The organism is Pseudomonas sp. P116 (assembly GCF_020149425.1).
Classification (GTDB): domain Bacteria; phylum Pseudomonadota; class Gammaproteobacteria; order Pseudomonadales; family Pseudomonadaceae; genus Aquipseudomonas; species Aquipseudomonas anatoliensis.
Genome location: NZ_JACVHB010000009.1, coordinates 65,821 through 88,524 on the forward strand (window position 1 = coordinate 65,821; position 22,704 = coordinate 88,524).

Here is a 22,704-nt window from a genome sequence, read left to right on the forward strand (position 1 = left end):
ATGTTTGGTAAATTAAGTTGGGAAGCGGTCCCGTTCCACGAACCGATCGTGATGATTACCATCGCCATGATCGCGCTCGGTGGCGTGGCGCTGTTCGCTGCAATCACCTACTTCAAGAAGTGGACCTACTTGTGGACCGAGTGGTTGACCTCGGTTGACCACAAGAAAATCGGCGTGATGTACATCATCGTCGCCATGGTCATGCTGCTGCGCGGTTTTGCCGACGCCATCATGATGCGTACCCAGTTGGCCATGGCCACCGAGGGTTCGCCTGGCTACCTGCCACCTGAACACTATGACCAGATCTTCACCGCTCACGGTGTGATCATGATCATCTTCATGGCGATGCCATTCTTCACCGGCCTGATGAACCTTGCAGTGCCGCTGCAGATCGGCGCGCGTGACGTTGCCTTCCCGTTCCTGAACTCCCTGAGCTTCTGGCTGCTGGTATCGGGCGTTGTGCTGATCAACCTGTCGCTGGGCGTTGGCGAATTCGCCAAGACCGGTTGGGTTGCTTATCCGCCGCTGTCGGGCCTGCAATACAGTCCGGGCGTGGGGATGGATTACTACATCTGGGCGCTACAGTTATCCGGGTTAGGTACAACGCTGACGGGGGTTAACTTCCTCGCCACCGTGCTGAAAATGCGTACCCCTGGCATGAAACTGATGGACATGCCGATCTTCACCTGGACCTGCACCTGGGCAAACGTTCTGATCGTGGCTTCGTTCCCGATCCTGACCGCTACCCTGGCACTGCTGACCCTTGACCGATACATGGATTTCCACATTTTCACCAATGAACTTGGTGGCAATCCAATGATGTACGTCAACCTGTTCTGGGCGTGGGGCCACCCTGAGGTATACATCCTGATCCTGCCGGCATTCGGCATTTTCTCGGAAGTCATCTCGGCCTTCACCGGCAAGAAACTGTTCGGCCACCACTCGATGATCTACGCCTCGGGCGCGATCTCGGTACTGGGCTTCATGGTTTGGCTGCACCACTTCTTCACCATGGGTTCGGGTGCCAGCGTCAACGCCTTCTTCGGTCTGGCGACGATGCTGATTTCCATCCCGACGGGTGTGAAGCTATTCAACTGGCTGTTCACCATCTACCAGGGCCGTCTGCGCTTCACCAGCCAGGTTCTGTGGACTCTGGGCTTCATGGTGACCTTCGCCATCGGCGGCATGACCGGCGTACTGCTGGCCATCCCGGGTGCTGACTTCGTTCTGCACAACAGCCTGTTCGTGATCGCTCACTTCCACAACGTGATCATCGGCGGTGCGGTATTCGGTTACATCGCAGGTTTCGCGTTCTACTTCCCGAAAGCGTTCGGCTTCAAGCTGCACGAAGGCTGGGGTAAAGCAGCGTTCTGGTTCTGGATCTCGGGCTTCTTCGTCGCGTTCATGCCGCTCTATGCACTGGGCTTCATGGGCATGACCCGTCGTCTGAACGCCACCACCAACCCTGAGTGGGTACCGTACCTGTACGTTGCCATGTTCGGTGCGGTGATGATCGCTGTCGGTATCGCCTGCCAACTGATTCAGCTGTACGTCAGTGTGCGTGACCGCAACAAGCCAGAGAACATGTGCGAACACGGCGACCCGTGGAATGCACACACCCTGGAATGGTCGACCTCGTCGCCACCGCCGTTCTACAACTTCGCTGTGCTGCCTAAGGCTGACTGCATCGACCCGTTCACCGAAGCCAAGGAAGACGGTACCGCGTACCAGCGTCCGGCCAAGTACGAGCCGATCCACATGCCGAACAACACCGCCACTGGCGTTGTGATGGGCGCGCTGTTGACCGTCTTCGGTTTTGCCATGATCTGGCACATCTGGTGGCTGGCAATCGCGAGCCTGGTAGGCACTGTCGTCTACTTCGTGATCCATGCTGCACGTGACGACCAGGGCTATATGGTTCCGGTTGAAACGATCGAGCGCATCGAAGCCGAGCAGCACAAGCGTCTGGTTGCGGCAGGGAAAATCCCGGCCGGTGCCACCCGTGTTGAAACCTCGTTGGAACAGGCTTAAACCATGTCGAATTTAGTGACCAATGCTGGACACGCCCATGGTGAACATGGGCACGATGACCATCACCACGATTCGGGCGAGATGACCGTATACGGTTTCTGGCTCTACCTGATGACCGACTGCATCTTGTTTGCGTCGATCTTCGCGGTATACGCGGTACTGGTAAACAACGTTGCCGGTGGCCCGTCGGGCCACGACATCTTCGAACTGCCATACGTGCTGGGCGAAACCGCTCTGCTGTTGTTCAGCTCGATCACCTACGGCTTCGCCATGCTGGCGTTGTACAAAGGCAAGAAGCAGCAGGTTCTGGGCTGGTTGTTCATGACCTTCCTGCTCGGCGCTGGCTTTATCGCCATGGAGATCAACGAGTTCCACCTGCTGATCTCCGAGGGCTTCGGTCCTAGCCGTTCGGGCTTCCTGTCCGCGTTCTTCACCCTGGTCGGTACCCACGGTCTGCACGTATCCGCAGGTCTGATCTGGATGGGCATCATGATGTACCAGGTCAACAAGCACGGCCTGACGGCGACCAACAAGACCCGTCTGAGCTGCCTGAGCCTGTTCTGGCACTTCCTGGACGTGGTGTGGATCTGCGTATTCACCGTTGTTTACCTGATGGGGACTCTGTAATGGCTAACGCACACTCCCATGACAGCCATGATGCTGGCCACGGCAGCGCCAAGTCGTACGCCATTGGCTTCATTCTGTCGGTGATCCTGACCGTCATCCCGTTCGGCCTGGTGATGTACCCGACCTTGCCGAAGATGACGACTCTGGCAATCGTCCTGCTGTTCGCAGTGATCCAGGTGATTGTTCACCTGTATTACTTCCTGCACCTGGACCGTTCCATTGCTCAGCGTAACAACGTGATTGCGTTCGTCTTCACGGCCATCGTGATCGTGCTGCTGGTTGGCCTGTCGCTGTGGATCATGTTCAGCATCCACACGTACATGATGGCGAAGTGAGGTAGACCCGATGTCGCTCAAGCACTTTATCCAAATCACCAAACCGGGGATCATTTTCGGTAACGTGCTTTCTGTGGCAGGCGGGTTCTTCCTGGCCTCGAAAGGGCATGTCGATCTGGCGGTGTTTCTGGCAGCCATGATCGGCACCTCCCTGGTTGTAGCCTCCGGTTGCGTGTTCAACAACTGCATCGACCGCGACATCGACCTGAAGATGGAACGCACCAAGAACCGGGTGCTGGTCCAGGGCTTGATCTCCCTGAAACTGGCCTTGATCTACGCGACCATCCTTGGTGTTCTCGGCGTTGCATTGTTGTACAAGGTGGCCAATCCGTTGGCCGCCCTGTTCGCGGTAATCGGCTTCGTGATCTACGTCGGCTTCTACAGCCTGTACCTCAAGCGCAAGTCGGTTCACGGCACGCTGGTGGGTAGTCTGTCGGGCGCCATGCCGCCAGTGATCGGTTACGTCGCTGTAACCAATAGCTTCGACATGGCCGCGCTGGTCCTGCTGGTGATGTTCAGCCTGTGGCAGATGCCGCATTCCTACGCCATCGCGATCTTCCGCTTCAACGATTACCTGGCCGCATCGATTCCGGTGCTGCCAGTGAAGCGCGGGATTCAAGTGGCCAAGAAGCACATCCTGCTCTACATCCTGGCGTTCCTCGTGGCGACCTTGATGCTGACCTTCAGCGGCTACGCCGGCATGAGCTACCTCGCCGTCGCCGCCGCGATGGGCATGTACTGGCTGTACATGGCCTGGACCGGTTACAAGGCAGTGGATGACACGGTCTGGGCACGCAAGCTGTTCGTGTTCTCGATCTTCACCATCACTGCGTTGAGCGTCATGATGTCCCTGGACTTCAAGGTGCCGAGCGAGTTGTTGCTGACGTACGCGCCGTAAGGTTTACAGGTTGTACAAGAAACCCCGCCATCGAGAGATGTGCGGGGTTTTTTGTTGGCTGACTTTCGGTGATTGAGGCGCCATCAATCGCGAGCAGGTACCACCTCCACGCGATACCTTTGTAGGAGCTGCGGCACGCTGCGATCTTTTGATTCTGATCTTTAAAACTACAATCAAAATCAAAAGATCGCAGCGTGCCGCAGCTCCTACAGGGTTTAGTTGCGGTATCGGAGTAAAAACCCTAGATTCGGATCCAACCAGGACAGTGATAGCGCCATGCCATTTCCCGGATGCTCAACTGTTTTTCATGCACCGATAACGAGGCTGGGCGAAATGACTGAAAGGATGACCTGCGACGAACGCTTCATTGCCCTGGCACAAGAGCTGAACTACGACATCTACGGTGAGAACACAGCCGGTGGCAATTACGCGCCGCTGATCCGTCATCACGATGAGCTGTACATCAGCGGCATGGTGCCACGCACTCACGGCAAGATTCAGTACCCCGGTCGGGTGGGCCTGGAGTTGACGCTCAAGGATGCGCAAGCCGCCGCGAGCATCAGCGCGATGCGTTGTCTGGCGCTGATCGTCGATGCAGTCGGTTCGCTGGACAAGATCCGCGCGTTGTTGCGGGTCACGGTGTACGTGAAGTCCACGCCAGACTTTGTTGACCTGAGTGAAGTGGCCAACGGCGCGTCGGATGTGTTCAGCCATGTGCTCGGCGATGCTGGCCGGCACACGCGCACGACGGTGGGTGTCTATCAGTTGCCGAAGAATGCGGCGATTGAAGTCGACATGATTGTGGCGTTGCACTCGGGCGCATAATCCTCGCGCCGGAAAACAAAAAGCCCCGCCTGATCACTCAGCGCGGGGCTTTTCCGTCAGCGTGGCCAGATTACTGCGCGGCGATGCTGAAGCCATCAAACGCGGTCTGCTGTTGCAGGGCGGTGATGATGTTCTTGCGATTCACGGCGTGTTCGGTACCGGCATTGTCGACGAAGGTTTCGCCATCGACTTCGGCTTCCTCACCTTCACCGACGAAGGTGAAACCAAGGAACTCCAGCGCTTCACGGTCAACATTCAGACGCGAGCGTGGCGTGCGCAATGGCAGGGTTACGCTGCTGCCATCCTTGCTGATGGTGAAGATTTCGACTTCTTTCTTCGCACGTGCCGCTTTGCTCTTGCCGCCGCTCGGGTTGCTGATCGCCTGATGGGTCTGATTCAGCACTTTGAGCGCCAGGCCGTAAACGATTTCCTGGAAAGCCGGATCGTCCTTGAAGCTGGAGAGGATGCGGCCGATCGAGAACTTGCTGCTCAGGTCTTCGAGGGCGGCGATGTCGGCAGCCTCGGCATCCTTGAGGCTCTTGAGTTCGCCCATCAGTTCGTAGGCCTTGTCGTCATCGAAGCGGTCGTGAGCTTCACGGATCGCCGTGCGCAGTTCACGGATCTGGTCGCTCTCGCGGCTCGACTGGAACGCGTCCAGCACCATCTCGCTGATGATTTTGGCTTGTGGCAGGTGTTGTGAAAGATTGATGGAGTTTTCGTATTCCGCTTTGGACGATTCGGTGACTACGGATTCAGCGGTGTTGAAATCGGACATTGAAATTTCACTACTTTTTAACTTGAGTGGAGATGAGCAAGCACGGGGCTTTTTCAGGTCGACTAATTTAGGGGAGCGGGGCGACGTTGTCACGGAGCAACGGGCTGGCGGTCGAGTTTTTTCCTTCGCTCATCGCTTAATCAGGCTCTACCCCAAGCCCTCATCGCAAACTCGACAAAGCGCCGAAGCTTGGGCAATCGATACCGATCCGGGGCGTAAAGCAGGTGCAATGGGCGGCTTGGCGGCTGGTATTCAGGGATGACCGTCACCAGTCTGCCGTCGCGCAGATCCTGTTCCACCAGTGCATCGGGCAGCATCACGATGCCCATGCCGGTGCGTGCGGCCTGATGTAAACCGGCGGAGCTGTTGATCAGCATTGAGCCGCTGACGTCGACCATGATTTCCCCTTCCGGGCCGCTTAGGCGCCAGCGTTTCTCTACCGATTGCCAGTCATCGCCAGTGGGGTAGGCGAAGGCCAGGCAGTCGTGCTGCTGCAATTCTTGCGGCGTAAGCGGCATGCCGCGTCGTGCGACATATTCCGGCGATGCGCATACGGTCAGGGTGTAATCGATCAGCGGCCGGGCAATCAGGTTGGACTGCTCGAAGTGGCCCAGTCGAAAGGCAACGTCGAGGCCGCTTTCCAGCAGATCCGGACGGCTGTTGGTCAGCACCACGTCGAGTTTGACCTTCGGCCATTGCAGCGAATATTCACTCAGTGCCGGGGCCAGCCGTTCAACGCCGAAGGTCAGCGGCGCGGTAATGCGCAGGATGCCGCGCGGCTCATCGAGCGCCTGTTCGGCGAGGCGTTCGGAGTCCGCCACGAGCCCCAATACATCCAGACAACGCTGGTAGTAAACGCTGCCGAATTCGGTAAGCCGTTGCCGCCGGGTGGTGCGTTGCAGCAATTGCACACCGAGCCGTTGCTCCAGCGCGCGCAGATGATTTCCTACCATCGTCGTCGACATATCGCACTGCAACGCGGCCGCCGTCATGCTTCCGGCTTCAACGACTTTGACGTAGACGTTCATCGACTGGAACAAATCCATTATCAAGCTCAGCTTCTAAATGATTGAAGTTATACCGAGTTTATCCAGTTCTGGTGGCTAACCATACTGCAAACACACCGACCTTCACTGGAGTTTGAAGTCATGACCGCCGCCCTGATGAACACTTACCAACCGCTGGCCCTGAGCTTCACCAAGGGGCTGGGCACACGTCTGTGGGATCAGGCTGGCCGCGAATATCTGGATGCGGTCGCTGGTGTCGCCGTGACCAACGTCGGCCACTCGCACCCACGGATCGTATCGGCGATTAGCGAGCAGGCCGGACTGCTGCTACACACATCAAATCTGTACAGCATCGATTGGCAGCAGCAATTGGCAAAACGGTTGACCGAACTGTCGGGGATGGAGCGGGCGTTCTTCAACAATTCCGGGGCCGAGGCCAATGAAACTGCACTGAAACTGGCACGGCTCTACGGCTGGCGCAAAGGCATCGAGCAACCGCTGGTGGTGGTGATGGCCAACGCGTTTCATGGCCGCACCCTCGGCACGCTGTCTGCCAGCGACGGGCCGGCGGTGCGTTCGAGCTTCAGTGAACTGCCGGGTGATTTCGTCAAAGTGCCGTTCGGTGATCTCGCCGCGCTGGAACAGGTTCAGCGCAAGCACGGCGAGCGGATCGTGGCGATTCTGGTCGAGCCGATTCAGGGCGAAGGCGGCGTGCAACTGGCGCCGCCCGGTTACCTGAAAGCCCTGCGCGACATCTGTAATCGGCGTGCCTGGTTGCTGATGCTTGACGAGATCCAGACCGGCATCGGCCGCACTGGCCAGTGGTTTGCGTTCCAGCACGAAGGCATCGTCCCGGACGTCATGACGTTGGCCAAAGGACTCGGCAATGGCGTGCCGATCGGTGCGTGTCTGGCACGCGGCAGGGCGGCGGATCTGTTTACGCCCGGCAGTCATGGCAGCACGTTTGGCGGAAACCCATTGGCCTGTCGGGTTGGCTGTACTGTGCTGGATATCATCGAAGAACAAGGCCTGCTGGAGAACGCCCAAGTGCAGGGTGAGCGCCTGTTGACGCGGTTACGCGCAGAACTGGCGGACAACCCCAATGTGCTGGCGATTCGTGGGCAGGGATTGATGATCGGCATCGAGCTGAAACAGCCGATTCGGGATCTGACACTGATCGCAGCGCGGGATCATGGGCTGCTGATCAACGTCACGCGCGGCAAGACGATACGGCTGCTGCCGCCGCTGACGATTGATGAGCGGGAGGTGGGGATGATTGTTCGTGGCGTTGGGCGGACGTTGGGTAATAGCTTTGCGGCTGGTTAGTAGTGATATCTGCACGTGAAGACGCAGACTTCACCATTGTCGATCTTGTACACCAAGCGATGCTCGGCAGTAATCCGTCGAGACCATAAGCCGCTCATGTTGTGCTTGAGCGGCTCAGGCTTACCCACACCTTCAAAGGGCTGGCGCTGAATTGCTTTGATCAACAGGTTGATGCGTTTGAGCCCGGCCTTGTCGTTCTGCTGAAACCATAAATAGTCTTCCCAGCCTGTTGGCGTGAACTCGATTTTCATTCTTCGATCAATTGCCTTACTTGGGCTTTACCGGCGCGCTCTTCGCCAATCGATTTGATTAGCCGCTCGGCGTTGGCGGGGGAGCGCAGCAGGTAGGCTGTTTCCTCGAGTGCGTTGTACTCAGCCAGCGACATCATTACAACGGGCTCACCTTTTTGCCGGGTAACAAGAAGAGGGGCTCGATCTTCGTTGACGCGATCCATCGTCTCGGCCAAGTGCGCACGGGCGGTGGTGTAGTTGATGGTTTGCATGAAGTAGTCCTCGCTGTATGCAAAGAACGTACAGAAATGAGTACATGATGACAAGGCGATACCTACCAGTGGTTGTTTCGCAGACGGGCTGACTGCGAGCAGGTTTAGTATCACTCAAGAACTCTGGAGACGTTTCTGAGAAGGTTGTAATCCTAATCTGCGGTCCCATGCATCAAGAAACCGTCCAGCTGTCGTCATCTCACATTCTCACTGTAGGAAAAGGACAGGCGATCAGTCCGGATAATCCGCCAAATCCGGCGCCAGCATCCGCGTCTTCGCCGCGCCGTTCGAGTTGTGCTGAATGATCTCTCGCGGCTGTCCCTGTTCATTGAAAAACACCTGACCGATCCCCGCCGAATTCCATAACCGTTCGCCGGCTTCAGCATGTTCTGGCGTGTACGGCACGATGCGCATAAGCCTGCGTTTGGTGAACCAGTTCAGCGGTGAGCGGGGTGAGTAGAGCCAGCGGTTGAGGCGATCAAACCACTCCAGCAGCGTAGGCGGGAACTCGTTCTTGATGCCGCTGCTGGTGATCTGCCAGATTCGCGGGCCGGCCTTGCGGTGTCGGATAAGTACTTCGTAGACGAAGGAATAATGCACATCGCCGGACAGCACCACGTAGTTTCCCGGCGTGCGCGAGTGTCGGAAAATGTTCAGGATCACCTGCGCGGCGCCCCGGTGGGCCATCCAGTTTTCGGCATCGACCAGCAGTGGAAAACCGCACCAGCTAAAGATCTTTTGCACGGTTTCAATCAGCTTCACACCGAAGATCGGCGCGGGTGAAACGATGATCGCCGACGGGTGATCGAGCAACTCCTGCTGCAGTTCGCTCAACGCTTCCCAGTCGAGCAGTCCTGATGGTTGCTTGAGCGCCATTTCGCTGCGCCAGCGTCGGGTCCGGGTGTCGATGACTACAAGCGCCGGGCTGGTGGGCAGCACGAAATGCCAGTGCTGAAAGCGCAGCAACTCATCAATCAGATCATCCTGCACCGGGCTGTCGAGGTAATGGTCATCGCCGCTGGCAATCAGACGACGAGTCTTCACCAGCACATCCTTGAAGGCGTCCGGGTTATTGCCCCAGCCCTGGCACAACATGTAGGCGATCAACGCATTGCCGATGATGCGTTTGGAGAACGGATGGCCGTAGGCCGTTTCCTCCCATTGCGCGGACAGATTCCAGTCATCGGTAATGTCGTGATCGTCAAAAATCATCAGGCTCGGCAGATGCGCCAGCGCCCGGGCGACGTTGTCCAAACCGGCCTTGAAGGCGTCGATACGCGTCTGTTCGAGGTTGTAGCGCTTGAGGCGCTCGGGCGTCAGCGTTGGCGCTGTCGGATTGATCAACGCCCATGCCACCGGCGACCACACCAGCAAGTACATCGCCATGACTTCGGCAAACGTCACCAGATGATTGTCGGCGCTGCTGCTGGTGAAAATCGGCTTACGCGCACCGCCGAAAAATCGCTCGCGCAATGTCTCGTTGCTCTCAAGCGCGGGTAACAAATCTGCACGATGGTAGTAGCTCGCCGGATGGTCGTAGAGCTTGGCGCTGTCGCTGACCACGGCGCCTTCGAGGTGTTCGTCGAACAGGCCGAGGCGTCCGATCAACGCATGAATCGCTCGCAGCGTGGGCCCTGCGACGTCATCGGCGTAGACCTGATCACCGCTCATCATCAACAGCGCTGGGCGCTGTTGCGGGTCGGTTTCAGCGGCTAACAGTTGGTCGACGCAGAGTAAACCATCCACCGCCGGATGATGCGGCTTGCGGCAAGAACCGTGGAGCAACTGGTCGATCCGCGAACGCACCACGAAGTTTGGGCACTTGGCGTCGCCATACAACAGATGCGGCGCCCAATCGGCGATGCACGCGTCGCCATCAATCAACACGTCGTAATCGACAAACTCGTCGAGGGGCAGGGCGTTTTCGAGGCTGACATCAATGAGATGAACGAATGCGCGAGTGCCTACGGGAATGACCGTGCATTTCTCGGCATCGAGAGGAATGTCTCCTACACCTTGCACGCGCAAAGTCAGCGACAGTTGGCGCGTGCCAACCAGCCACAGCACCAGTCGCTTGGGCTCCAGCCGTCGCAACAACGGGCCGGCCAAAACCGGTGGCAGCGGGGTCAGTTCATCAAGTGTTGGGGACATCCGGGGACAAGACTCAAGGCGCACGGCCGGCGATGATAGCGCAGCCGGCGCCTTGAACGCTTAAGCGAGGCTTAAGAGTCGGCTTTTTGCAGTTTCAAACCGAGCAGACGCCATTCGGGCGGTGTCGCGTCAACCCTCGGCAGCTCTTGCAAGGAGCAATCGAAACGGTAAGTGATATCGTCGCCGGTCATGTTGCGAGCGATGACGGTGTTGCTGAAGGTGTAAACCTGATCCTTGAAGCGATGGCTGACGAGGGTCTTGCTGTCAGCAAAGCGAGCCGAGGCGGGGAAGCGCAATGTGCCGGTAACGTACGGGCTGCACATGACATACGCGAGCATCGACTTGTCGGCCTGTGCGTCACTGCGAAACTTTTTGCTCAACGCCGCGAGGGCTTTGCGCCCCTGATCGTCACTCTGGTCGAGCACGGTTTGTACCGCCATCGACTTCGGCGCTCGGCTGGCGTAGTTCGGCAGCAAGGCAGAGTCGGCGGGCGAAGGCTTGTCATCCGGTTCGATGGCGGCAAACACCGGCGCATCTTTCAGGGCGGCGGGAGGGGTGACTGATTCGGCTTCGGGCAACAGCGAAGTGGGTTCGGCCTCCTGCGTCTGCACGGTTTCGTAATCATGTGAAGAAGGAAACAGCGACAAGGTGATCGACAGCACCACCATGGCCACAATAAAACCACCGGCCGCGCCAACAATGTTGCCGTAGAAAATATTCCAGCTGCCACGGTTCTTCACCACCCAGCGCCACATGAAACCCCAGGCCGCGACAAACGCCAGAAAACGCAGAAACTCCATTTGATCCTTTCCTTAAACCTTCAAAATCCTGAAAACAGCGCACCGCGATGATGAGCCCTGACGATGGGCGGCAAGATATCAAAATAGAAGTCTGGTGCCACGAGGACATTTACATCAAATGGCCGGGGTGGACTATTTGAGCGAAAAACATCAATACAGTCACGCCGGCCACAACGCCGCAAACGCCTGCGAGAAGTTGGCGTGCGATCGGATGTTCAATCCCTGAGCGGCGCGCCACCCACATCCATGCACCCGCCAGAGCCGCGGCGATGGTCAGGAATTCAAACACCGTCCACATGCCCTCTGGACGGGGCGGGCGAGCTGATCCGAGCAGTCCGATGTAAAGCTCCGAGAAGACCAGACCCACCATCATGCCGCTGGCGGCGCCCAACGCATTGGCGACTATCAGATTCCACGCCCCCCGATGCCGGACGACCCACACCCACATTGCCGCCCAAGCCAAAAAGAAAACCGCCCAATCCATCGTATTCTTCCCTTTTAAATCGACACTGGTTGAGGCTGTTGGCACCCTCACCGACAGTGGACGGCAAGATAGCAAAATAGTAGCGTCGCGCCACTCACTTGATTCCCGTAATGGACTACACATGTCGACTATCACGTCAGCCTTACGCTTGCTCTGCGGACTTTCCTTCGCCGCCGGCATGAGCCCGGCCATCGCCGCAGTGCAAGAAAATCCGCAAAACAGTTGGGACTATTACTTCGCCAATTGCCAGCGTATGCAGGAAAAAATGGCCGACGTCCAGAGCGGTCGGGTTCCGGGTGCTTTTGAGGTGATGTTTGATCTGGAAGGCAGCCTGCGGTCCATGGCTCAACGCCGCTCGAACCTGGCCCCGCAAAACCTCGGCTCCCGCGAATTCGCGCAATGCGAAAACGTCGCCGCCCAGGCCGAAGCGACGATTGCCCAAGGCAAAGCCGAGTTCGCCGCCAAAATGGAGCGTGGCGTACAGGAAGGCAGAATCGCCCACCAGAACTCCCCCGAATACCAACGCGCCCGCTCCCTCGGCTTCAGCGACGTCGGCGATATCTCCTTCCTGAAACTGCACGAAGACACCGAAGGCGAAGCACGCCTGAAAACCATGCTGATCACCGTCGACGAAGTCTGTGGCCAGTACTTCCGCGCCACGCAATATGTGAATCCGTATGTGATCTACACCGTTCGGCCGTCGGATGGTGGGTGTGGAGAGGTAAAGCGCGTGGCGGTGGTGGGCGGTCGAGCGGTGGAGAAGGGTGACTACATTGATGAGAAAGGCGAGTTTCAGTATGTGGGGTGGAAGAAGCTTGCAGGCGCGGATGGCTTCCCGACAGACATTCGGGTGCTGAAGTTACTGCGTTAGCTAGTGTGGCTGGGCAACTGTTTTCCAGGAGTTGCTACTTTAGAACTCCTGTAAAAAGATAAATGTAATGAGTTTTTGGAGCGTCGATGTTAAAGATCATATGGAACATAATCGCGGGTGCTGCTGTTTTGTCCGGGTTGTACCAAGGGTACGCTACTTATAAAGTGCCAAAGGCAGAAGTGTCATTGGCGTACAGTGTCTCGGATTTCAATTTTCCCCCTTCATTGACATCTGTTTTCGATGAGAGCAGTGACAGAAAGTTGTTGGAAGCCAGTTACTCAGACGTCGTCAAGTACTCCGGAATAAATTCCATTGCTTACGCCGGGTTGCATAATGAGGGCGATAAATCGGCGGCTGACATCCGAGTGACCTTCCCGACAGCCCGACTGATCACCGTCGAACCCGAAAGATCCAAGGCCTATGAAGTCCGGGATGGAGCTAACGTGATCATTGAGAAGCTCGCCCCTGGAGAATCGGTCTATATCAGGGCGTGGCTGAATGATTCGGCGGAGAAGGCGCTGGACAAAATATCTTCAGTCCATTCCGAAGGAGCGGTTGAGTTGTCGCCACTCACAGAGGTACCCAAAAGTTCGTTAACTAAAAATGACACAGCGTTTTACGGGATGTTTGCAATTGCCGTCATGCTGCTTTTGCTTGCAATATTTCTCGCCTATAACCTTTATTGGACTCATGAAGGTCCCAAAGCCAGTTCTTCCCGCGCCTGATGACGCTTGAATCTCAAAGAATGTCTTTCAAGTAACCCTTGAGTGCAAGGAGCGGCTGATCAAGCTGCTCCAGCGATTGCGCCTGACGGAAGTCGGCAGACAACTTGTGCAGCTCACGCCCCAACGGTTTCTCGACACCGCCCAAGGCGTCCATCGCCAGACCAAGACACTCGTTCATCTTCAACTGAATGGTCTCGACATCACCCCGCCGCACCAGCAACTCGAAAATATCCTTCTGGTAATCACCCATGACCATGTCGTCCCGCAAAATCGGGCTCAGGCCTTCTTCCTCGTAAGCGAGCTTGAGGGAGAAGAGGGCGACTGTTTCCAGTGACGTTTCCATGGGATGCCTTTTGCGATGTCCTTCGTAACAAGAGATGAGGGTTCTGGGGGCAGCCAACGCTGCACCGGGGACGGGCGCGATTATACGTATCCGACTGCATTCGGGGGAGTGATCAACAACGATACCGCCCCTTTCGGTACAGTCAGGACTCGAGAGTGGTGACGCTGCATTCAAAGCAGTTCTGATAAATTCTCCATTGCTAAAACCGCTGACAGGGAGTCATGCATGGCACAAATAACCGAATCCAAAACGCAGCAGTTGCGACCATCGGCACCGCAAGGATGAAAAAGTTACTGGTCGGGGCGGCGCTCGTGATGGGGGCTATGCTCTACAGCGGCTACTACCAAGCCCTTGAAGACGGTGACATTGAAACCATCCTGTTTATCAAAAAGCATCCGACGTGGCAGATGAGGTTCTACAACATCCACGCCAACGACGGGAAGATCAGGCAAGTGGAACGGCTTACGGACGAGGAGCGGAAAATGATCATCGATTACTGTCGGTATCGACTGGGGCTCGATACAGCGCTGAGAACGCAGGATGATGTTGAGAGATGCAGAATTAAATAGCCCCGTTCGATAAGGGTTACGGGTACAGGCCCGGTCGAATGGAAATCGGAGTTGTGCCCCCACAAACTCGACGTTAAATGTTGAACGCAAGCGGAGTGACGACCATGGAATACGACGACAAGCTGATGGAGGATGCCGTGCTCGCCCTGTTGGCAGCCTTAAGTTCAGATGACGGCAATGCCTGGAAAGGCTTCGACTTCGAGATCATGAACCGATTGCATGAGCAGGGTTTCATCAGTAATCCGGTGAACAAGAACAAGTCGATCTGGTTGACAGATGAAGGCATGCAGCGAGGTCGGAAGATAGCTGAGCGGTTGTTTGGGGGGAGTGCACAAGCTGAGCCCGCTTCCAGCCCTGAGACCTGATCTCATGCGGCTTCTGCGGCTGGATGCATCTGAAAATCATCTAGCCGAGGGCAACCAGTTTTCTACAGACGAAAAAAAGGCCTTGGCTAAGCAAGACCTTTCTTAATTTTGGTGCCCGAGGGAGACTGTAGGGACTCATATAATTCAAGGCTTGCAGCCAGATTATACAGTCTGGGATACACAGAGGGATACACGGTGGTGAGTGCTAGTAGGATTTTGGTCTATCTTGCCAGATGCAGGAATCGCTCCTACAAATAGCAACGCAGGGGGACTGCCCCCTTCATACACGGAGAGTAGCAATGAGCGGGAGTCAAAATATGCAAGTGGGCACTATTGTCAAGCTGAGGTCGGGTGGGCCTGACATGACCGTAGAGGAGATCGTCAGAAACTTCACCACTCAACAAGCTACGGGCGATGTGGATTGCCAGTGGTTCGCAGGCAAGAAATTGGAAAAAGGGCGATTCCCAGTTGCTTCGTTGGAACTCGTTAAGCATGACCCAAAGGGGCAGTAATGGAAGCCAACGAGGTCGCGCAATGGATGCTCGTTCAAATGGAGAGAGATGGGTGTATCTATCAAGATGATGTGGTGGATCATCTCGTCAAAGCGCTGCGCGAGGATTTGTTGAGGGAGAATTCGGACGGTAATCAGGTTGTAGGCAAGGAAGTACTTGCAGCCTTCCGAAAGTTGACTGAATCCACCGTGGTGTGGGTCAAACCTGATCGTTACTGGCGTTGGCGAGTAGCAGAAGATGAACCAGGTCGAGATGCCAGAGGCTAGTCGCCTTTGGTATGCAACAGGTTAGCGTCATAGCAGAGGATGCTACACACCTGTGTGCTAAGAGAAATGTACCCGCAACAATTATGGCTTCCGTTCCTGATTCCCTCGTGGATTGGCCGGGGGCCCCTGAGAGATATCTTGCTACACGGGGTCGGAAACCCGCGGGTTCTTGTTAGTGGGGGGCCTCCCAGCTTACTGAAATTTCAGTCATTGAAATCGAAAGCATTTGGTTGAAAAAAGACCATCGTTACTGCTTCGGTAACGGTGGTCTTTTGTGTTGCTGATTCCGCACGCCCTGAGCCGTCAACCGAGTCAACCTGTCAACCAATGTAAAAACGTCAGCCCCTACCAAGATCCCGCGGGTTTTGTGCCCCGTGTCATTCAGAAACGCTCAGGGTCCCCGACCTCCCATCATCTTGTGCAATTGCACTGGTGAACTGGGTGTTCACCCGGTTCACCTGTTCACTAAGCTGGGCACCTGTCCGCTAACAAAGTCCGGCGGGTTTCCGACCCCGTGTCTAAAGGAAAACCTCAGGGGCCCCAGGCACGCGGAGGGACACAAACCTGACGTTCGCTGGTGGGATTGATGCTTTCGGGGTGCGGGGGATACATCCCTCCAATGTGGTGTAACGCATGTAACTGGTGTAACTAATTCTTATAAGTGATTGTATTTATTGAGTATTTCGTAAGTTACACCGACTTCGTACACCAGTCGTGAGACGTGTAACGCTGCTATCTGGTGTAACGCTTCTGATGCATGAGAAATGAATGAGCGAGGTCATGCCAACGATGCTGAAGCACAGAGTGCTCCCGATCTCGGCCTGTCCAATAGATGCGGTTAGCAGTCTCTAATCACCAGGCCGCCAGCTGTGCGAGCGATTAGTCGGCAGTAGCAAAAGGTCGCTTCGGGCAGAAGTGGACATTGAGAAGCCGACCGCTAACCTGACTATCTCCGGTGATCGCACTCGACCAAAAGCCGTTCCCCAAGGCAGTATGCCCCTCTCATCATCGGCGGGACCTAACTGCTCAGGTTGTAAAGCAACGCCGCTATAGGAAAAATTGGACATTAGCGGCACGGCCATGCACCCTTAAACGCCGGGATAGGCTATCAAATCAAGGTTGACCGGGAACGAGGATTTACACGCCGGGTGGAACGGACTTCCTTCCGAAAGTGAGCCATGCTGAAACGATTGAAGGCTATTAGGGATGGATGACAAAGAATTTTGGCGGAGCGAGAAAGTTGCGTTTTTGGCGCTCGCCAGCGTCAAAGGCGTAGGATTCTGGACTATCCACAAGATCGCGCAGTCTGGCGCAGGCTACAAAGACTTGCTTAAAGAGCCAGAGAGCGCAGGACTAGAGAAAATCCTTAAAGAAGCGGGCTTTGACGGCGCTGAAGGCCAAGAAAAACTTTGGAATGTGGGCTTAGCCTCTGCGAGAAATCTAGCAGCCAATGCCGTCACTCTCATATTCAAAAACGAGCCAACTTTTCCTCCAAAGCTAAGAACGATACCAGATGCTCCGGAGTGGATTTTCGTACAAGGCAGCGTGGAGAATCTTGCAAAAAATGCTGTAGCAGTTGTTGGCACAAGAAAGCCTTCTGATGATGGCCTCTTCCTTACTCGTTATGTAGTTTCTAGTCTTGCAAATACGGAATTTGTAACAGTTAGCGGATTGGCATTGGGTATTGACCAAATTGCCCATACCGAATCTATACGTTACCAGCTTCCGACGATTGCAGTTTTGGGAACTGGCATTCTCCAAAATTATCCGAAAGGGTCCGAGCCTCTTCGGTCAAGAATTCTCCATGCTGGTGGCACTGTCATAAGTGAATACCTGCCCGAGCAATCGTATAGCGCAGAAAATTTCGTTCGCAGGAATAGGATTCAGGCGGCCTTAGGCGATATTTTAATTCCTTCTGAATGGCAAATCAAAAGCGGCACTGCACACACGGTTAAATTCGCTCACAGGTATCAAAAGAAAATTATAAATATATACCTACCTGGGACAATGAGTGAAAAGCCAGAACTTGAATTTTCTGCAAAGGCATATGGGGCATTAAATCTTGTAATACCTTTCGATACTAATAAATTGTTAGAGGCGTATGAAGCCATATTGTCGACCAGTCCGACAGAGAATGAGAAACTGTCGAATCTAAACGTCAAAACAATTGCATCTGATGAAAAAGTCGAACCCGAATCCTCTGAGAAAAACGAAAATCTAGAAGCATCCGAATCCGGACAGCTTCCTCTAATATAATCAAGAGCGTAAGGAGTATGGATGCTAGCTCTAATTACTTCACCATCAGCAATCATAGTTAAAGGTCAGCCTGACGCTAAAATTATACAGGCTTTAATAAACTCAAGCGCTCAGGGAAATGCGGTTGGAGTTGTATCAAACCACGTGAAGCCAGACTGGTTTGATGCTGCGTTTAGGGGTTCAAAGGTCATATTTTTGAAGGCGGAAGCGCGGCAAACTGGGGCAGTTATTACAGAGATTGCCAAAAAGCTAAATATGCCAAATTATGACATATTAGTTTTGGCTGTAAATACAGTTGATATGCAAATGGCAAAAAACGGTCGCGCCGTATTGATTGCTGCTGATTGGGCTTCTGATGCTGCTGTGAGAGGACTAGGTATTAAAATATCTTCCCCTCAAGAGTTGCAAGATCTCATAACAATGACAAATGGGTGGAACGGCCACTGGTGGTATGAAGGGCAAGAAAAAAACTATAGCGCCAAGGCGCTAGTTGATTTGTCAGGATATGGCAAAGAACTTACGCAGCAACTATTTGCAAGCAAATTAACAGCCACGGTAAAAAATGGCGGCAGCAGATTGACGGCGTTACTAATTGTTACTGCTCGCTCGCTATTAATTGATGGAGTTGATAACGCTCAACAATTGTTTTGGGGTGTATATCCATCTTCCAAAAGCGCGAATGATGACTCCGAGGTATTAAGTGAGTTCACACACAGACTTCGAACAACAGCCTCCCGCGTCAGATTGGCAAAGGTCGGCGAACCGCTATTTATAAGACACACTGCATCAGAGAAGAGATCCGCTAACAAAAATGCCAACAGAACGGATCCTACTGGCCAAATTACCACGATCCACTTGAACCCAAATTACAAAGCGCAAATCAAAGGCCGTAATGTAATTGTCATAGATGACTGCACCACCTATGGTGTCTCTTTCGCTGTTGCAAGCGCATTTTTACTCGCTGCTGGAGCCTCAAGCGTCAATGGCGTAGCGCTTGGAAAGTTTGGCAACCAGATGGGTTACTATGAGATAACACTTTCCTCTGACCCATTTAAGCCCATAGCGGAAGGCCAGTTTACTGTTACAAAGCAAACGGCTTTTAACGGGAAAACCGATGGCACCGCACAAAAGGTTTTGCAGGCTTTAATACCGTAATTTTTTCGATCAACGGGATCGGCTTTGCCTGATCCCGTTCGACCCATAATTTTTTCCAATATTTTTAACTATTTAGATACGTAAACGGATCGATTCCTTTCAACTGGCACCAATGCTGCTGTGTAACAATAAACGCCTCCAATGGATAAACGCTGTAGCCAAGACACCGCATGTAAAAGTCCAGTCCCTTCAAGCAAGGAAATACATAAACTCCTTCTCTACCCTGCTCTAAGAAATGAACCTCATATATCAGCCCGAGGGTTACGAGGCCCTCAATTTGTGGGCGGAATCGGGAGATAGCGATGCCATGGCTTTCTTTGTCTGAGAGAATTTTCTCATGGGTAGAATCAGCGATAGGAACTATGTCGCTTAAATCCCCTGGAAACTGTTTGAGTACGTCTACGGCGGTATAAATCAGCTTGTTTTTTGGATAAAAAACTGACTCTGGATGCAAGCCTAGAGGCGGCTTCACGCTGCAGCATCGAGGATCGCTATAAATCTGGTTGATCAAGCGAGCTTGGAAGGGGGTCAGGCGCTTCAACGTGTCCGTATAAATTATTGAATCATCTGCGGCTGCCCGCTTTGAAGAAGCAACTGCTAGTAGACCAGCCCACATCGACTGCATATTCGCATCGTCTGTCCACGATGCATCTTCTATTATCTGCCGTAACAACAGGGGATTTGCATCTCCAGTGGGTTCTAGTTTTTGATGCTGAATTTTCTCCTCGGCTTTATTCGCTATTGCTTCAAGATTTTCTTTGCGAAAAGATGCAACCTTGTCTTTTAGCAGTAAACCGAACTCCGCCGCCGCGGGCATACAGATAGCACTAAAGAATGCTCCAATCCCATCTAATGACTTGTCGGTTATTTTCTCAACTGCTTTAGCCAGTGGTTTTGTACCGAGAATATCCAGGCTTTTGTCATCGGACATATAAGCACCTAAAGTAGAAGTCTTAATGCTCGCAATAGTTAGGGGGCGTCGAATTGTCTACATCGCATTCTAAATATGTTGCACGTAGCTGATGCTGAAGCCCCCGCTGATCGGCTCGGGAATCATATACTCGTAAATATCTGCCGTTGCATTTGCCTTAGTCCTAAACGACGTTAACCATTTTTCCAGAGCCCTCAAAACACGAGTTGGAGGTTTACCACGAAACTTCAGTAGCAAGAACTACGTACACAGAAAATATTTTCAGCTTTGACCTTTAGTGCTGCACCAAGACTCAGGCCCCAGCGCCAACCACGATCAAAAGTCGAAACGATCAAACAAAACTTCGCTGCGATACGATGGTAGATAGATTGACCCGTACCTCTCAAACTCATCAATTTCGAATGGAAGAACTTCGCTCACAAGAAAATCCTTAACGCTCGAAACCCACTTTATCCAATCCTCGACATCCTGATCAGAATACAAGGTAGACATATCTGCCGTCCGAGCTTCTAGCACCGTTTTCCGTAGAGCTTTGATCCTCTCAATGGGGTCTGGGTGCGTACTGGAAGGGTTAAAAGGCGGGTTGATATAGTCTGAAACAACGTAAAACAAGTCCAGGTAAAGAAAGAACAGCACAGCCGCATTCAAGATAGATGAGCATCCCTGATCTGAATAATCAGCATGCAAGATCGAACCAGCGTCTGCCTCAAACTCCTGATGCTGCCTGGGAGTGTAGAATTTCTCTTGGTGCCCGTTGCGGCTTACAGAGAAGAACTCTGGATTACTTGCTAAATTGGCTGCATTTCCAAAGTGACCCAACAATGCGTGCGCGAATTCATGCCCAATAATAAATTGAACTTGGTCTTCAACTAAAACATTGCAGTAATTCCTGATTTCCGGAGGAAGTTCACCTCTCGGATCCAAGTCGAAATCTTGAGACTCGGTTAAAAGCATGGTTCGACAGGCAATTAAAAGGCAAGCATGAGTATCATTTGGGTCCAACCCTTCTAGTTGGCCTTTAAAATAAGCATTCATGTAGAACAAGAAATGTCTAAGCGCCTCAGAGACGACAACCACTTTGCCAAAGCCGGTGTTTATGCAGACGCCATGCGGATCCCTTGATAGCATGTATCCATATGATATGTTTCTGCATTCACTTGCATGTTCCGCCGAAAGGTAATCGATATACTCTTCAAAATCATATGAATCATAGTATGAAGTCAAAGACCAGCTACTTGACGCGGAGTCCCGACGTTTCAAAAAAATTCTCGCGAGCCGTGGGTCATCAACTACAGTTTCCGCACGAAGCTTGAGCAGATAATCATCAGCGTTCGCCACAGCTTCTATTCGCGCTATTTCTTCAAGAGTACATATTGGGTAAAAGAATTTCCCATTTTCTGACAAGCCCTCAATCTCGGATTTGAGATAGCAACCAGTTAAATGAGCTATAAACTGATCCCCGACATATAATTTTTTTGCAATATCCGCCCGCTTAGGGTGGTCGGCGAGATTTGACTCATACTCCTTCCTCACTATATCGAACTTTTCAGGATTATTTTTTCGCTGAATTATTTCGAACTGCAACATGTACAAGGAAGGATCAAGGCCGAAGTGCTCAATCAATAAATCGTAGGTGCTGCGCGAATCAGTAATTGACATGAAAAATTACCATTAAAATCATAAACTCACCCACGCTACCGATTCTTATGAAAAGTTAAGCCTCAAAGAAATTTAATGGCGCTTAGTGGAAGCGTACGAAAAAACTTGTCCCATATCAAGGCTGGGCGCAATGCCAACCAAATTAGGCTCCGTGAAAATCTTTGTAATTCGGCCAACGCCCCAGCCCGCCCGAGTTTCCGTAGGGTTCTGGCCTTTTGAGCGCGGGAATCTGCCTCCGACACCGAATGGGCGCTGGTCGCGGACCTCTTCAACACGCCGCGCCGCACAGGATGCCGGTTAACGATGTCGACAACCTCAGCGCTATGACAGCCAAAAACCATATTGATACACACCGGAACTCGAAATGATCGCACTCAAAAGCAGCCTTTCCGAATACTCGGAGAGCGAGTTTCTCGAACTGATTAAAGAAATCTGCAGCGCCGCGGGCACCGATGGTTATCAGGACGAGTTGCTGGAAAACTTCATTGAGTTAACTGGCAATCCTGCCGCCTCTGACTGGATTTATTATCTAGAAGACGGCGAGGACGATTCGCCGAAAGGCATTCTGAGAACCGTCAAAGCTTGGCGCGCGTCGCAGGGTTTACGAGGCTTCAAAGAGTAGGGTGGAGAAGGACGCAATTAGAGCTGAAGATAACTAAAAAGGGCCCCGACGGGCCCTTTTTCAGGTGAGGCGACGTTATTATTTCAACCAGCTCTCAACCTCATCGGCGCCGTGCTTGGTTTTCCACTCTTTCAGCGTCTTGTGGTTTCCACCTTTGGTTTCAACCACTTCACCGGTGTGGGGGTTCTTGTAAGTCTTCAGCGAGCGAGGCTTGCGAGTGCCTGTCGCTTGAGCGGGCCCTTGGCGGCGCGAGCTGCTCTGCGGGTCAAGCAGGTTGATGATGTGCTTGAGGCTGAAACCGTACTGATTAAGCAGTTCGCGTAGCTTCGTTTCGAACTCAATTTCCTTTTTCAGCGCTCCGTCACTCTTTAGTGCTTCCAGCGCCTGCATCTGCTCAGCCAGGTGTTTTTCCAGCTGACGGTATTCGGCAAGTTTGGACATGCTTATTTCCTATGGTTTGTTTTATCACTATGTGAGTGTTCGTGCGGCTCACAAGTTCAGCGCTATTCTGGCAGCTTCAGATACTCTTGGATGCTAATAATCTCGGCCTTGATCAATTTGACAGTGAGAATCTGGACTTTAGTTATTTTGCTGGATTTGGCGTCCACGAAGTCCAGCATTTCCTTCAGTGAATCTATCCGAGCTTTCAATATATCTTTCCAGTTGGGA

26 protein-coding genes are annotated in these 22,704 nt (G+C 53.4%); 15 read left to right on the forward strand and 11 right to left on the reverse strand.

Annotated elements, in window-relative coordinates:
• From cyoB to ICA15_RS25455, 5 genes are all read left to right on the forward strand, one after another.
• The gene (cyoB, locus tag ICA15_RS25435) at positions 1–2,031 is read left to right on the forward strand and encodes a cytochrome o ubiquinol oxidase subunit I (protein ID WP_150604332.1); all 2,031 of its coding nucleotides are present in this window, start codon (positions 1–3) and stop codon (positions 2,029–2,031) included.
• A gap of 3 nt (positions 2,032–2,034) precedes the next feature.
• The gene (gene cyoC / locus ICA15_RS25440) at positions 2,035–2,658 is read left to right on the forward strand and encodes a cytochrome o ubiquinol oxidase subunit III (RefSeq protein ID WP_042560958.1); all 624 of its coding nucleotides are present in this window, start codon (positions 2,035–2,037) and stop codon (positions 2,656–2,658) included.
• A complete protein-coding gene (gene cyoD / locus ICA15_RS25445; protein WP_150592687.1) occupies positions 2,658–2,993 on the forward strand; it encodes a cytochrome o ubiquinol oxidase subunit IV in 336 nt (111 codons plus the stop codon). The genes cyoC and cyoD overlap by 1 nt, the downstream gene beginning before the upstream one ends.
• Positions 2,994–3,003: 10 nt before the next feature.
• Positions 3,004–3,891, forward strand: coding sequence for a heme o synthase (gene cyoE / locus ICA15_RS25450; protein WP_150604331.1), 888 nt, complete (start codon positions 3,004–3,006; stop codon positions 3,889–3,891).
• Between the two features lie 333 nt (positions 3,892–4,224).
• The gene (locus tag ICA15_RS25455; RefSeq protein WP_095191598.1) at positions 4,225–4,716 is read left to right on the forward strand and encodes a RidA family protein; all 492 of its coding nucleotides are present in this window, start codon (positions 4,225–4,227) and stop codon (positions 4,714–4,716) included.
• Between the two features lie 70 nt (positions 4,717–4,786).
• Here the strand turns inward: ICA15_RS25455 and ICA15_RS25460 are convergent, their stop codons facing one another.
• On the reverse strand, positions 4,787–5,491 hold the full coding sequence (locus ICA15_RS25460) for a hypothetical protein (RefSeq protein ID WP_150616331.1): 705 nt from the start codon (positions 5,489–5,491) through the stop codon (positions 4,787–4,789).
• Between the two features lie 140 nt (positions 5,492–5,631).
• Positions 5,632–6,537: a LysR family transcriptional regulator gene (locus ICA15_RS25465; protein WP_210554955.1), complete on the reverse strand. Its 906-nt coding sequence runs from the start codon at positions 6,535–6,537 to the stop codon at positions 5,632–5,634.
• A 102-nt stretch (positions 6,538–6,639) separates the two neighbouring features.
• On the opposite strand from ICA15_RS25465, the gene ICA15_RS25470 reads away from it, so the two are divergent.
• Positions 6,640–7,824: an aspartate aminotransferase family protein gene (locus tag ICA15_RS25470; RefSeq protein WP_210554956.1), complete on the forward strand. Its 1,185-nt coding sequence runs from the start codon at positions 6,640–6,642 to the stop codon at positions 7,822–7,824.
• On the opposite strand, the gene ICA15_RS25475 is transcribed toward ICA15_RS25470, so the two are convergent.
• The 5 genes from ICA15_RS25475 to ICA15_RS25495 form a co-directional block, all read right to left on the reverse strand.
• Positions 7,821–8,075 carry a Txe/YoeB family addiction module toxin gene (locus ICA15_RS25475; RefSeq protein ID WP_150604325.1) on the reverse strand — a complete coding sequence of 85 codons (255 nt, stop codon included), beginning with the start codon at positions 8,073–8,075 and terminating at the stop codon, positions 7,821–7,823. The two genes, ICA15_RS25470 and ICA15_RS25475, sit on opposite strands and share 4 nt — an antisense overlap.
• Entirely contained in the window at positions 8,072–8,326 is a 255-nt protein-coding gene (locus ICA15_RS25480) for a type II toxin-antitoxin system prevent-host-death family antitoxin (RefSeq protein WP_150604324.1), read from the reverse strand. The genes ICA15_RS25475 and ICA15_RS25480 overlap by 4 nt, the downstream gene beginning before the upstream one ends.
• Before the next feature lie 231 nt (positions 8,327–8,557).
• A complete protein-coding gene (locus ICA15_RS25485) occupies positions 8,558–10,477 on the reverse strand; it encodes an alkaline phosphatase D family protein (RefSeq protein WP_210554957.1) in 1,920 nt (639 codons plus the stop codon).
• Between the two features lie 71 nt (positions 10,478–10,548).
• On the reverse strand, positions 10,549–11,277 hold the full coding sequence (locus ICA15_RS25490; RefSeq protein ID WP_210554958.1) for a hypothetical protein: 729 nt from the start codon (positions 11,275–11,277) through the stop codon (positions 10,549–10,551).
• A gap of 109 nt (positions 11,278–11,386) precedes the next feature.
• The gene (locus ICA15_RS25495; RefSeq protein WP_150616416.1) at positions 11,387–11,761 is read right to left on the reverse strand and encodes a hypothetical protein; all 375 of its coding nucleotides are present in this window, start codon (positions 11,759–11,761) and stop codon (positions 11,387–11,389) included.
• Between the two features lie 121 nt (positions 11,762–11,882).
• Here ICA15_RS25495 and ICA15_RS25500 point away from each other — a divergent pair, with 121 nt between their 5' ends.
• Positions 11,883–12,632: a hypothetical protein gene (locus ICA15_RS25500; RefSeq protein WP_210554959.1), complete on the forward strand. Its 750-nt coding sequence runs from the start codon at positions 11,883–11,885 to the stop codon at positions 12,630–12,632.
• Between the two features lie 86 nt (positions 12,633–12,718).
• Positions 12,719–13,357: a hypothetical protein gene (locus ICA15_RS25505; protein ID WP_210554960.1), complete on the forward strand. Its 639-nt coding sequence runs from the start codon at positions 12,719–12,721 to the stop codon at positions 13,355–13,357.
• 13 nt (positions 13,358–13,370) lie between these two features.
• Here ICA15_RS25505 and ICA15_RS25510 read toward each other — a convergent pair whose 3' ends face one another.
• Complete coding sequence (locus tag ICA15_RS25510; RefSeq protein WP_210554961.1) at positions 13,371–13,700, reverse strand: hypothetical protein; 330 nt, start codon at positions 13,698–13,700, stop codon at positions 13,371–13,373.
• Positions 13,701–13,981: 281 nt separating this feature from the next.
• On the opposite strand from ICA15_RS25510, the gene ICA15_RS25515 reads away from it, so the two are divergent.
• From ICA15_RS25515 to ICA15_RS25540, 6 genes are all read left to right on the forward strand, one after another.
• Complete coding sequence (locus ICA15_RS25515; RefSeq protein ID WP_210554962.1) at positions 13,982–14,269, forward strand: hypothetical protein; 288 nt, start codon at positions 13,982–13,984, stop codon at positions 14,267–14,269.
• Between the two features lie 104 nt (positions 14,270–14,373).
• Positions 14,374–14,634 (forward strand): DUF6429 family protein, encoded by a 261-nt coding sequence (locus ICA15_RS25520; RefSeq protein ID WP_210554963.1) that lies wholly within the window; start codon positions 14,374–14,376, stop codon positions 14,632–14,634.
• A gap of 299 nt (positions 14,635–14,933) precedes the next feature.
• The gene (locus ICA15_RS25525; protein ID WP_210554964.1) at positions 14,934–15,146 is read left to right on the forward strand and encodes a YodC family protein; all 213 of its coding nucleotides are present in this window, start codon (positions 14,934–14,936) and stop codon (positions 15,144–15,146) included.
• Complete coding sequence (locus ICA15_RS25530; protein ID WP_210554965.1) at positions 15,146–15,412, forward strand: DUF6953 family protein; 267 nt, start codon at positions 15,146–15,148, stop codon at positions 15,410–15,412. The genes ICA15_RS25525 and ICA15_RS25530 overlap by 1 nt, the downstream gene beginning before the upstream one ends.
• 1,206 nt (positions 15,413–16,618) lie before the next feature.
• Positions 16,619–17,668 (forward strand): DNA-processing protein DprA, encoded by a 1,050-nt coding sequence (locus ICA15_RS25535; RefSeq protein ID WP_210554966.1) that lies wholly within the window; start codon positions 16,619–16,621, stop codon positions 17,666–17,668.
• 21 nt (positions 17,669–17,689) lie between these two features.
• Positions 17,690–18,823: a phosphoribosyltransferase gene (locus ICA15_RS25540; protein ID WP_210554967.1), complete on the forward strand. Its 1,134-nt coding sequence runs from the start codon at positions 17,690–17,692 to the stop codon at positions 18,821–18,823.
• Positions 18,824–18,887: 64 nt separating this feature from the next.
• Here ICA15_RS25540 and ICA15_RS25545 read toward each other — a convergent pair whose 3' ends face one another.
• Together ICA15_RS25545 and ICA15_RS25550 are read right to left on the reverse strand one after the other, a co-directional pair.
• Entirely contained in the window at positions 18,888–19,754 is an 867-nt protein-coding gene (locus ICA15_RS25545; RefSeq protein WP_210554968.1) for an Abi-alpha family protein, read from the reverse strand.
• A gap of 315 nt (positions 19,755–20,069) precedes the next feature.
• Positions 20,070–21,413 carry a hypothetical protein gene (locus ICA15_RS25550; protein ID WP_210554969.1) on the reverse strand — a complete coding sequence of 448 codons (1,344 nt, stop codon included), beginning with the start codon at positions 21,411–21,413 and terminating at the stop codon, positions 20,070–20,072.
• 364 nt (positions 21,414–21,777) lie between these two features.
• Here ICA15_RS25550 and ICA15_RS25555 point away from each other — a divergent pair, with 364 nt between their 5' ends.
• Entirely contained in the window at positions 21,778–22,035 is a 258-nt protein-coding gene (locus ICA15_RS25555; protein WP_210554970.1) for a bacteriocin immunity protein, read from the forward strand.
• A 78-nt stretch (positions 22,036–22,113) separates the two neighbouring features.
• Here the strand turns inward: ICA15_RS25555 and ICA15_RS25560 are convergent, their stop codons facing one another.
• A complete protein-coding gene (locus ICA15_RS25560; RefSeq protein WP_203419399.1) occupies positions 22,114–22,476 on the reverse strand; it encodes a histone-like nucleoid-structuring protein, MvaT/MvaU family in 363 nt (120 codons plus the stop codon).
• Positions 22,477–22,704: the final 228 nt, after the last annotated feature.

What these genes read in the sequence shown, in the direction of transcription:
- ICA15_RS25480 (WP_150604324.1), bottom strand. Translation starts at nt 8,326, where the DNA reads ATGCAAACCATCAACTACACCACCGCCCGTGCGCACTTGGCCGAGACG.
- ICA15_RS25535 (WP_210554966.1), top strand. Translation starts at nt 16,619, where the DNA reads ATGGATGACAAAGAATTTTGGCGGAGCGAGAAAGTTGCGTTTTTGGCG.
- ICA15_RS25505 (WP_210554960.1), top strand. Translation starts at nt 12,719, where the DNA reads ATGTTAAAGATCATATGGAACATAATCGCGGGTGCTGCTGTTTTGTCC.
- ICA15_RS25555 (WP_210554970.1), top strand. Translation starts at nt 21,778, where the DNA reads ATGATCGCACTCAAAAGCAGCCTTTCCGAATACTCGGAGAGCGAGTTT.
- ICA15_RS25455 (WP_095191598.1), top strand. Translation starts at nt 4,225, where the DNA reads ATGACTGAAAGGATGACCTGCGACGAACGCTTCATTGCCCTGGCACAA.
- ICA15_RS25560 (WP_203419399.1), bottom strand. Translation starts at nt 22,476, where the DNA reads ATGTCCAAACTTGCCGAATACCGTCAGCTGGAAAAACACCTGGCTGAG.
- ICA15_RS25510 (WP_210554961.1), bottom strand. Translation starts at nt 13,700, where the DNA reads ATGGAAACGTCACTGGAAACAGTCGCCCTCTTCTCCCTCAAGCTCGCT.
- ICA15_RS25540 (WP_210554967.1), top strand. Translation starts at nt 17,690, where the DNA reads ATGCTAGCTCTAATTACTTCACCATCAGCAATCATAGTTAAAGGTCAG.
- cyoD (WP_150592687.1), top strand. Translation starts at nt 2,658, where the DNA reads ATGGCTAACGCACACTCCCATGACAGCCATGATGCTGGCCACGGCAGC.
- ICA15_RS25460 (WP_150616331.1), bottom strand. Translation starts at nt 5,491, where the DNA reads ATGTCCGATTTCAACACCGCTGAATCCGTAGTCACCGAATCGTCCAAA.
- ICA15_RS25500 (WP_210554959.1), top strand. Translation starts at nt 11,883, where the DNA reads ATGTCGACTATCACGTCAGCCTTACGCTTGCTCTGCGGACTTTCCTTC.
- ICA15_RS25525 (WP_210554964.1), top strand. Translation starts at nt 14,934, where the DNA reads ATGAGCGGGAGTCAAAATATGCAAGTGGGCACTATTGTCAAGCTGAGG.
- cyoC (WP_042560958.1), top strand. Translation starts at nt 2,035, where the DNA reads ATGTCGAATTTAGTGACCAATGCTGGACACGCCCATGGTGAACATGGG.
- ICA15_RS25465 (WP_210554955.1), bottom strand. Translation starts at nt 6,537, where the DNA reads ATGGATTTGTTCCAGTCGATGAACGTCTACGTCAAAGTCGTTGAAGCC.
- ICA15_RS25515 (WP_210554962.1), top strand. Translation starts at nt 13,982, where the DNA reads ATGAAAAAGTTACTGGTCGGGGCGGCGCTCGTGATGGGGGCTATGCTC.
- ICA15_RS25545 (WP_210554968.1), bottom strand. Translation starts at nt 19,754, where the DNA reads ATGTCCGATGACAAAAGCCTGGATATTCTCGGTACAAAACCACTGGCT.
- ICA15_RS25485 (WP_210554957.1), bottom strand. Translation starts at nt 10,477, where the DNA reads ATGTCCCCAACACTTGATGAACTGACCCCGCTGCCACCGGTTTTGGCC.
- ICA15_RS25475 (WP_150604325.1), bottom strand. Translation starts at nt 8,075, where the DNA reads ATGAAAATCGAGTTCACGCCAACAGGCTGGGAAGACTATTTATGGTTT.
- ICA15_RS25520 (WP_210554963.1), top strand. Translation starts at nt 14,374, where the DNA reads ATGGAATACGACGACAAGCTGATGGAGGATGCCGTGCTCGCCCTGTTG.
- ICA15_RS25495 (WP_150616416.1), bottom strand. Translation starts at nt 11,761, where the DNA reads ATGGATTGGGCGGTTTTCTTTTTGGCTTGGGCGGCAATGTGGGTGTGG.
- ICA15_RS25490 (WP_210554958.1), bottom strand. Translation starts at nt 11,277, where the DNA reads ATGGAGTTTCTGCGTTTTCTGGCGTTTGTCGCGGCCTGGGGTTTCATG.
- ICA15_RS25550 (WP_210554969.1), bottom strand. Translation starts at nt 21,413, where the DNA reads ATGTCAATTACTGATTCGCGCAGCACCTACGATTTATTGATTGAGCAC.
- cyoE (WP_150604331.1), top strand. Translation starts at nt 3,004, where the DNA reads ATGTCGCTCAAGCACTTTATCCAAATCACCAAACCGGGGATCATTTTC.
- ICA15_RS25470 (WP_210554956.1), top strand. Translation starts at nt 6,640, where the DNA reads ATGACCGCCGCCCTGATGAACACTTACCAACCGCTGGCCCTGAGCTTC.
- ICA15_RS25530 (WP_210554965.1), top strand. Translation starts at nt 15,146, where the DNA reads ATGGAAGCCAACGAGGTCGCGCAATGGATGCTCGTTCAAATGGAGAGA.
- cyoB (WP_150604332.1), top strand. Translation starts at nt 1, where the DNA reads ATGTTTGGTAAATTAAGTTGGGAAGCGGTCCCGTTCCACGAACCGATC.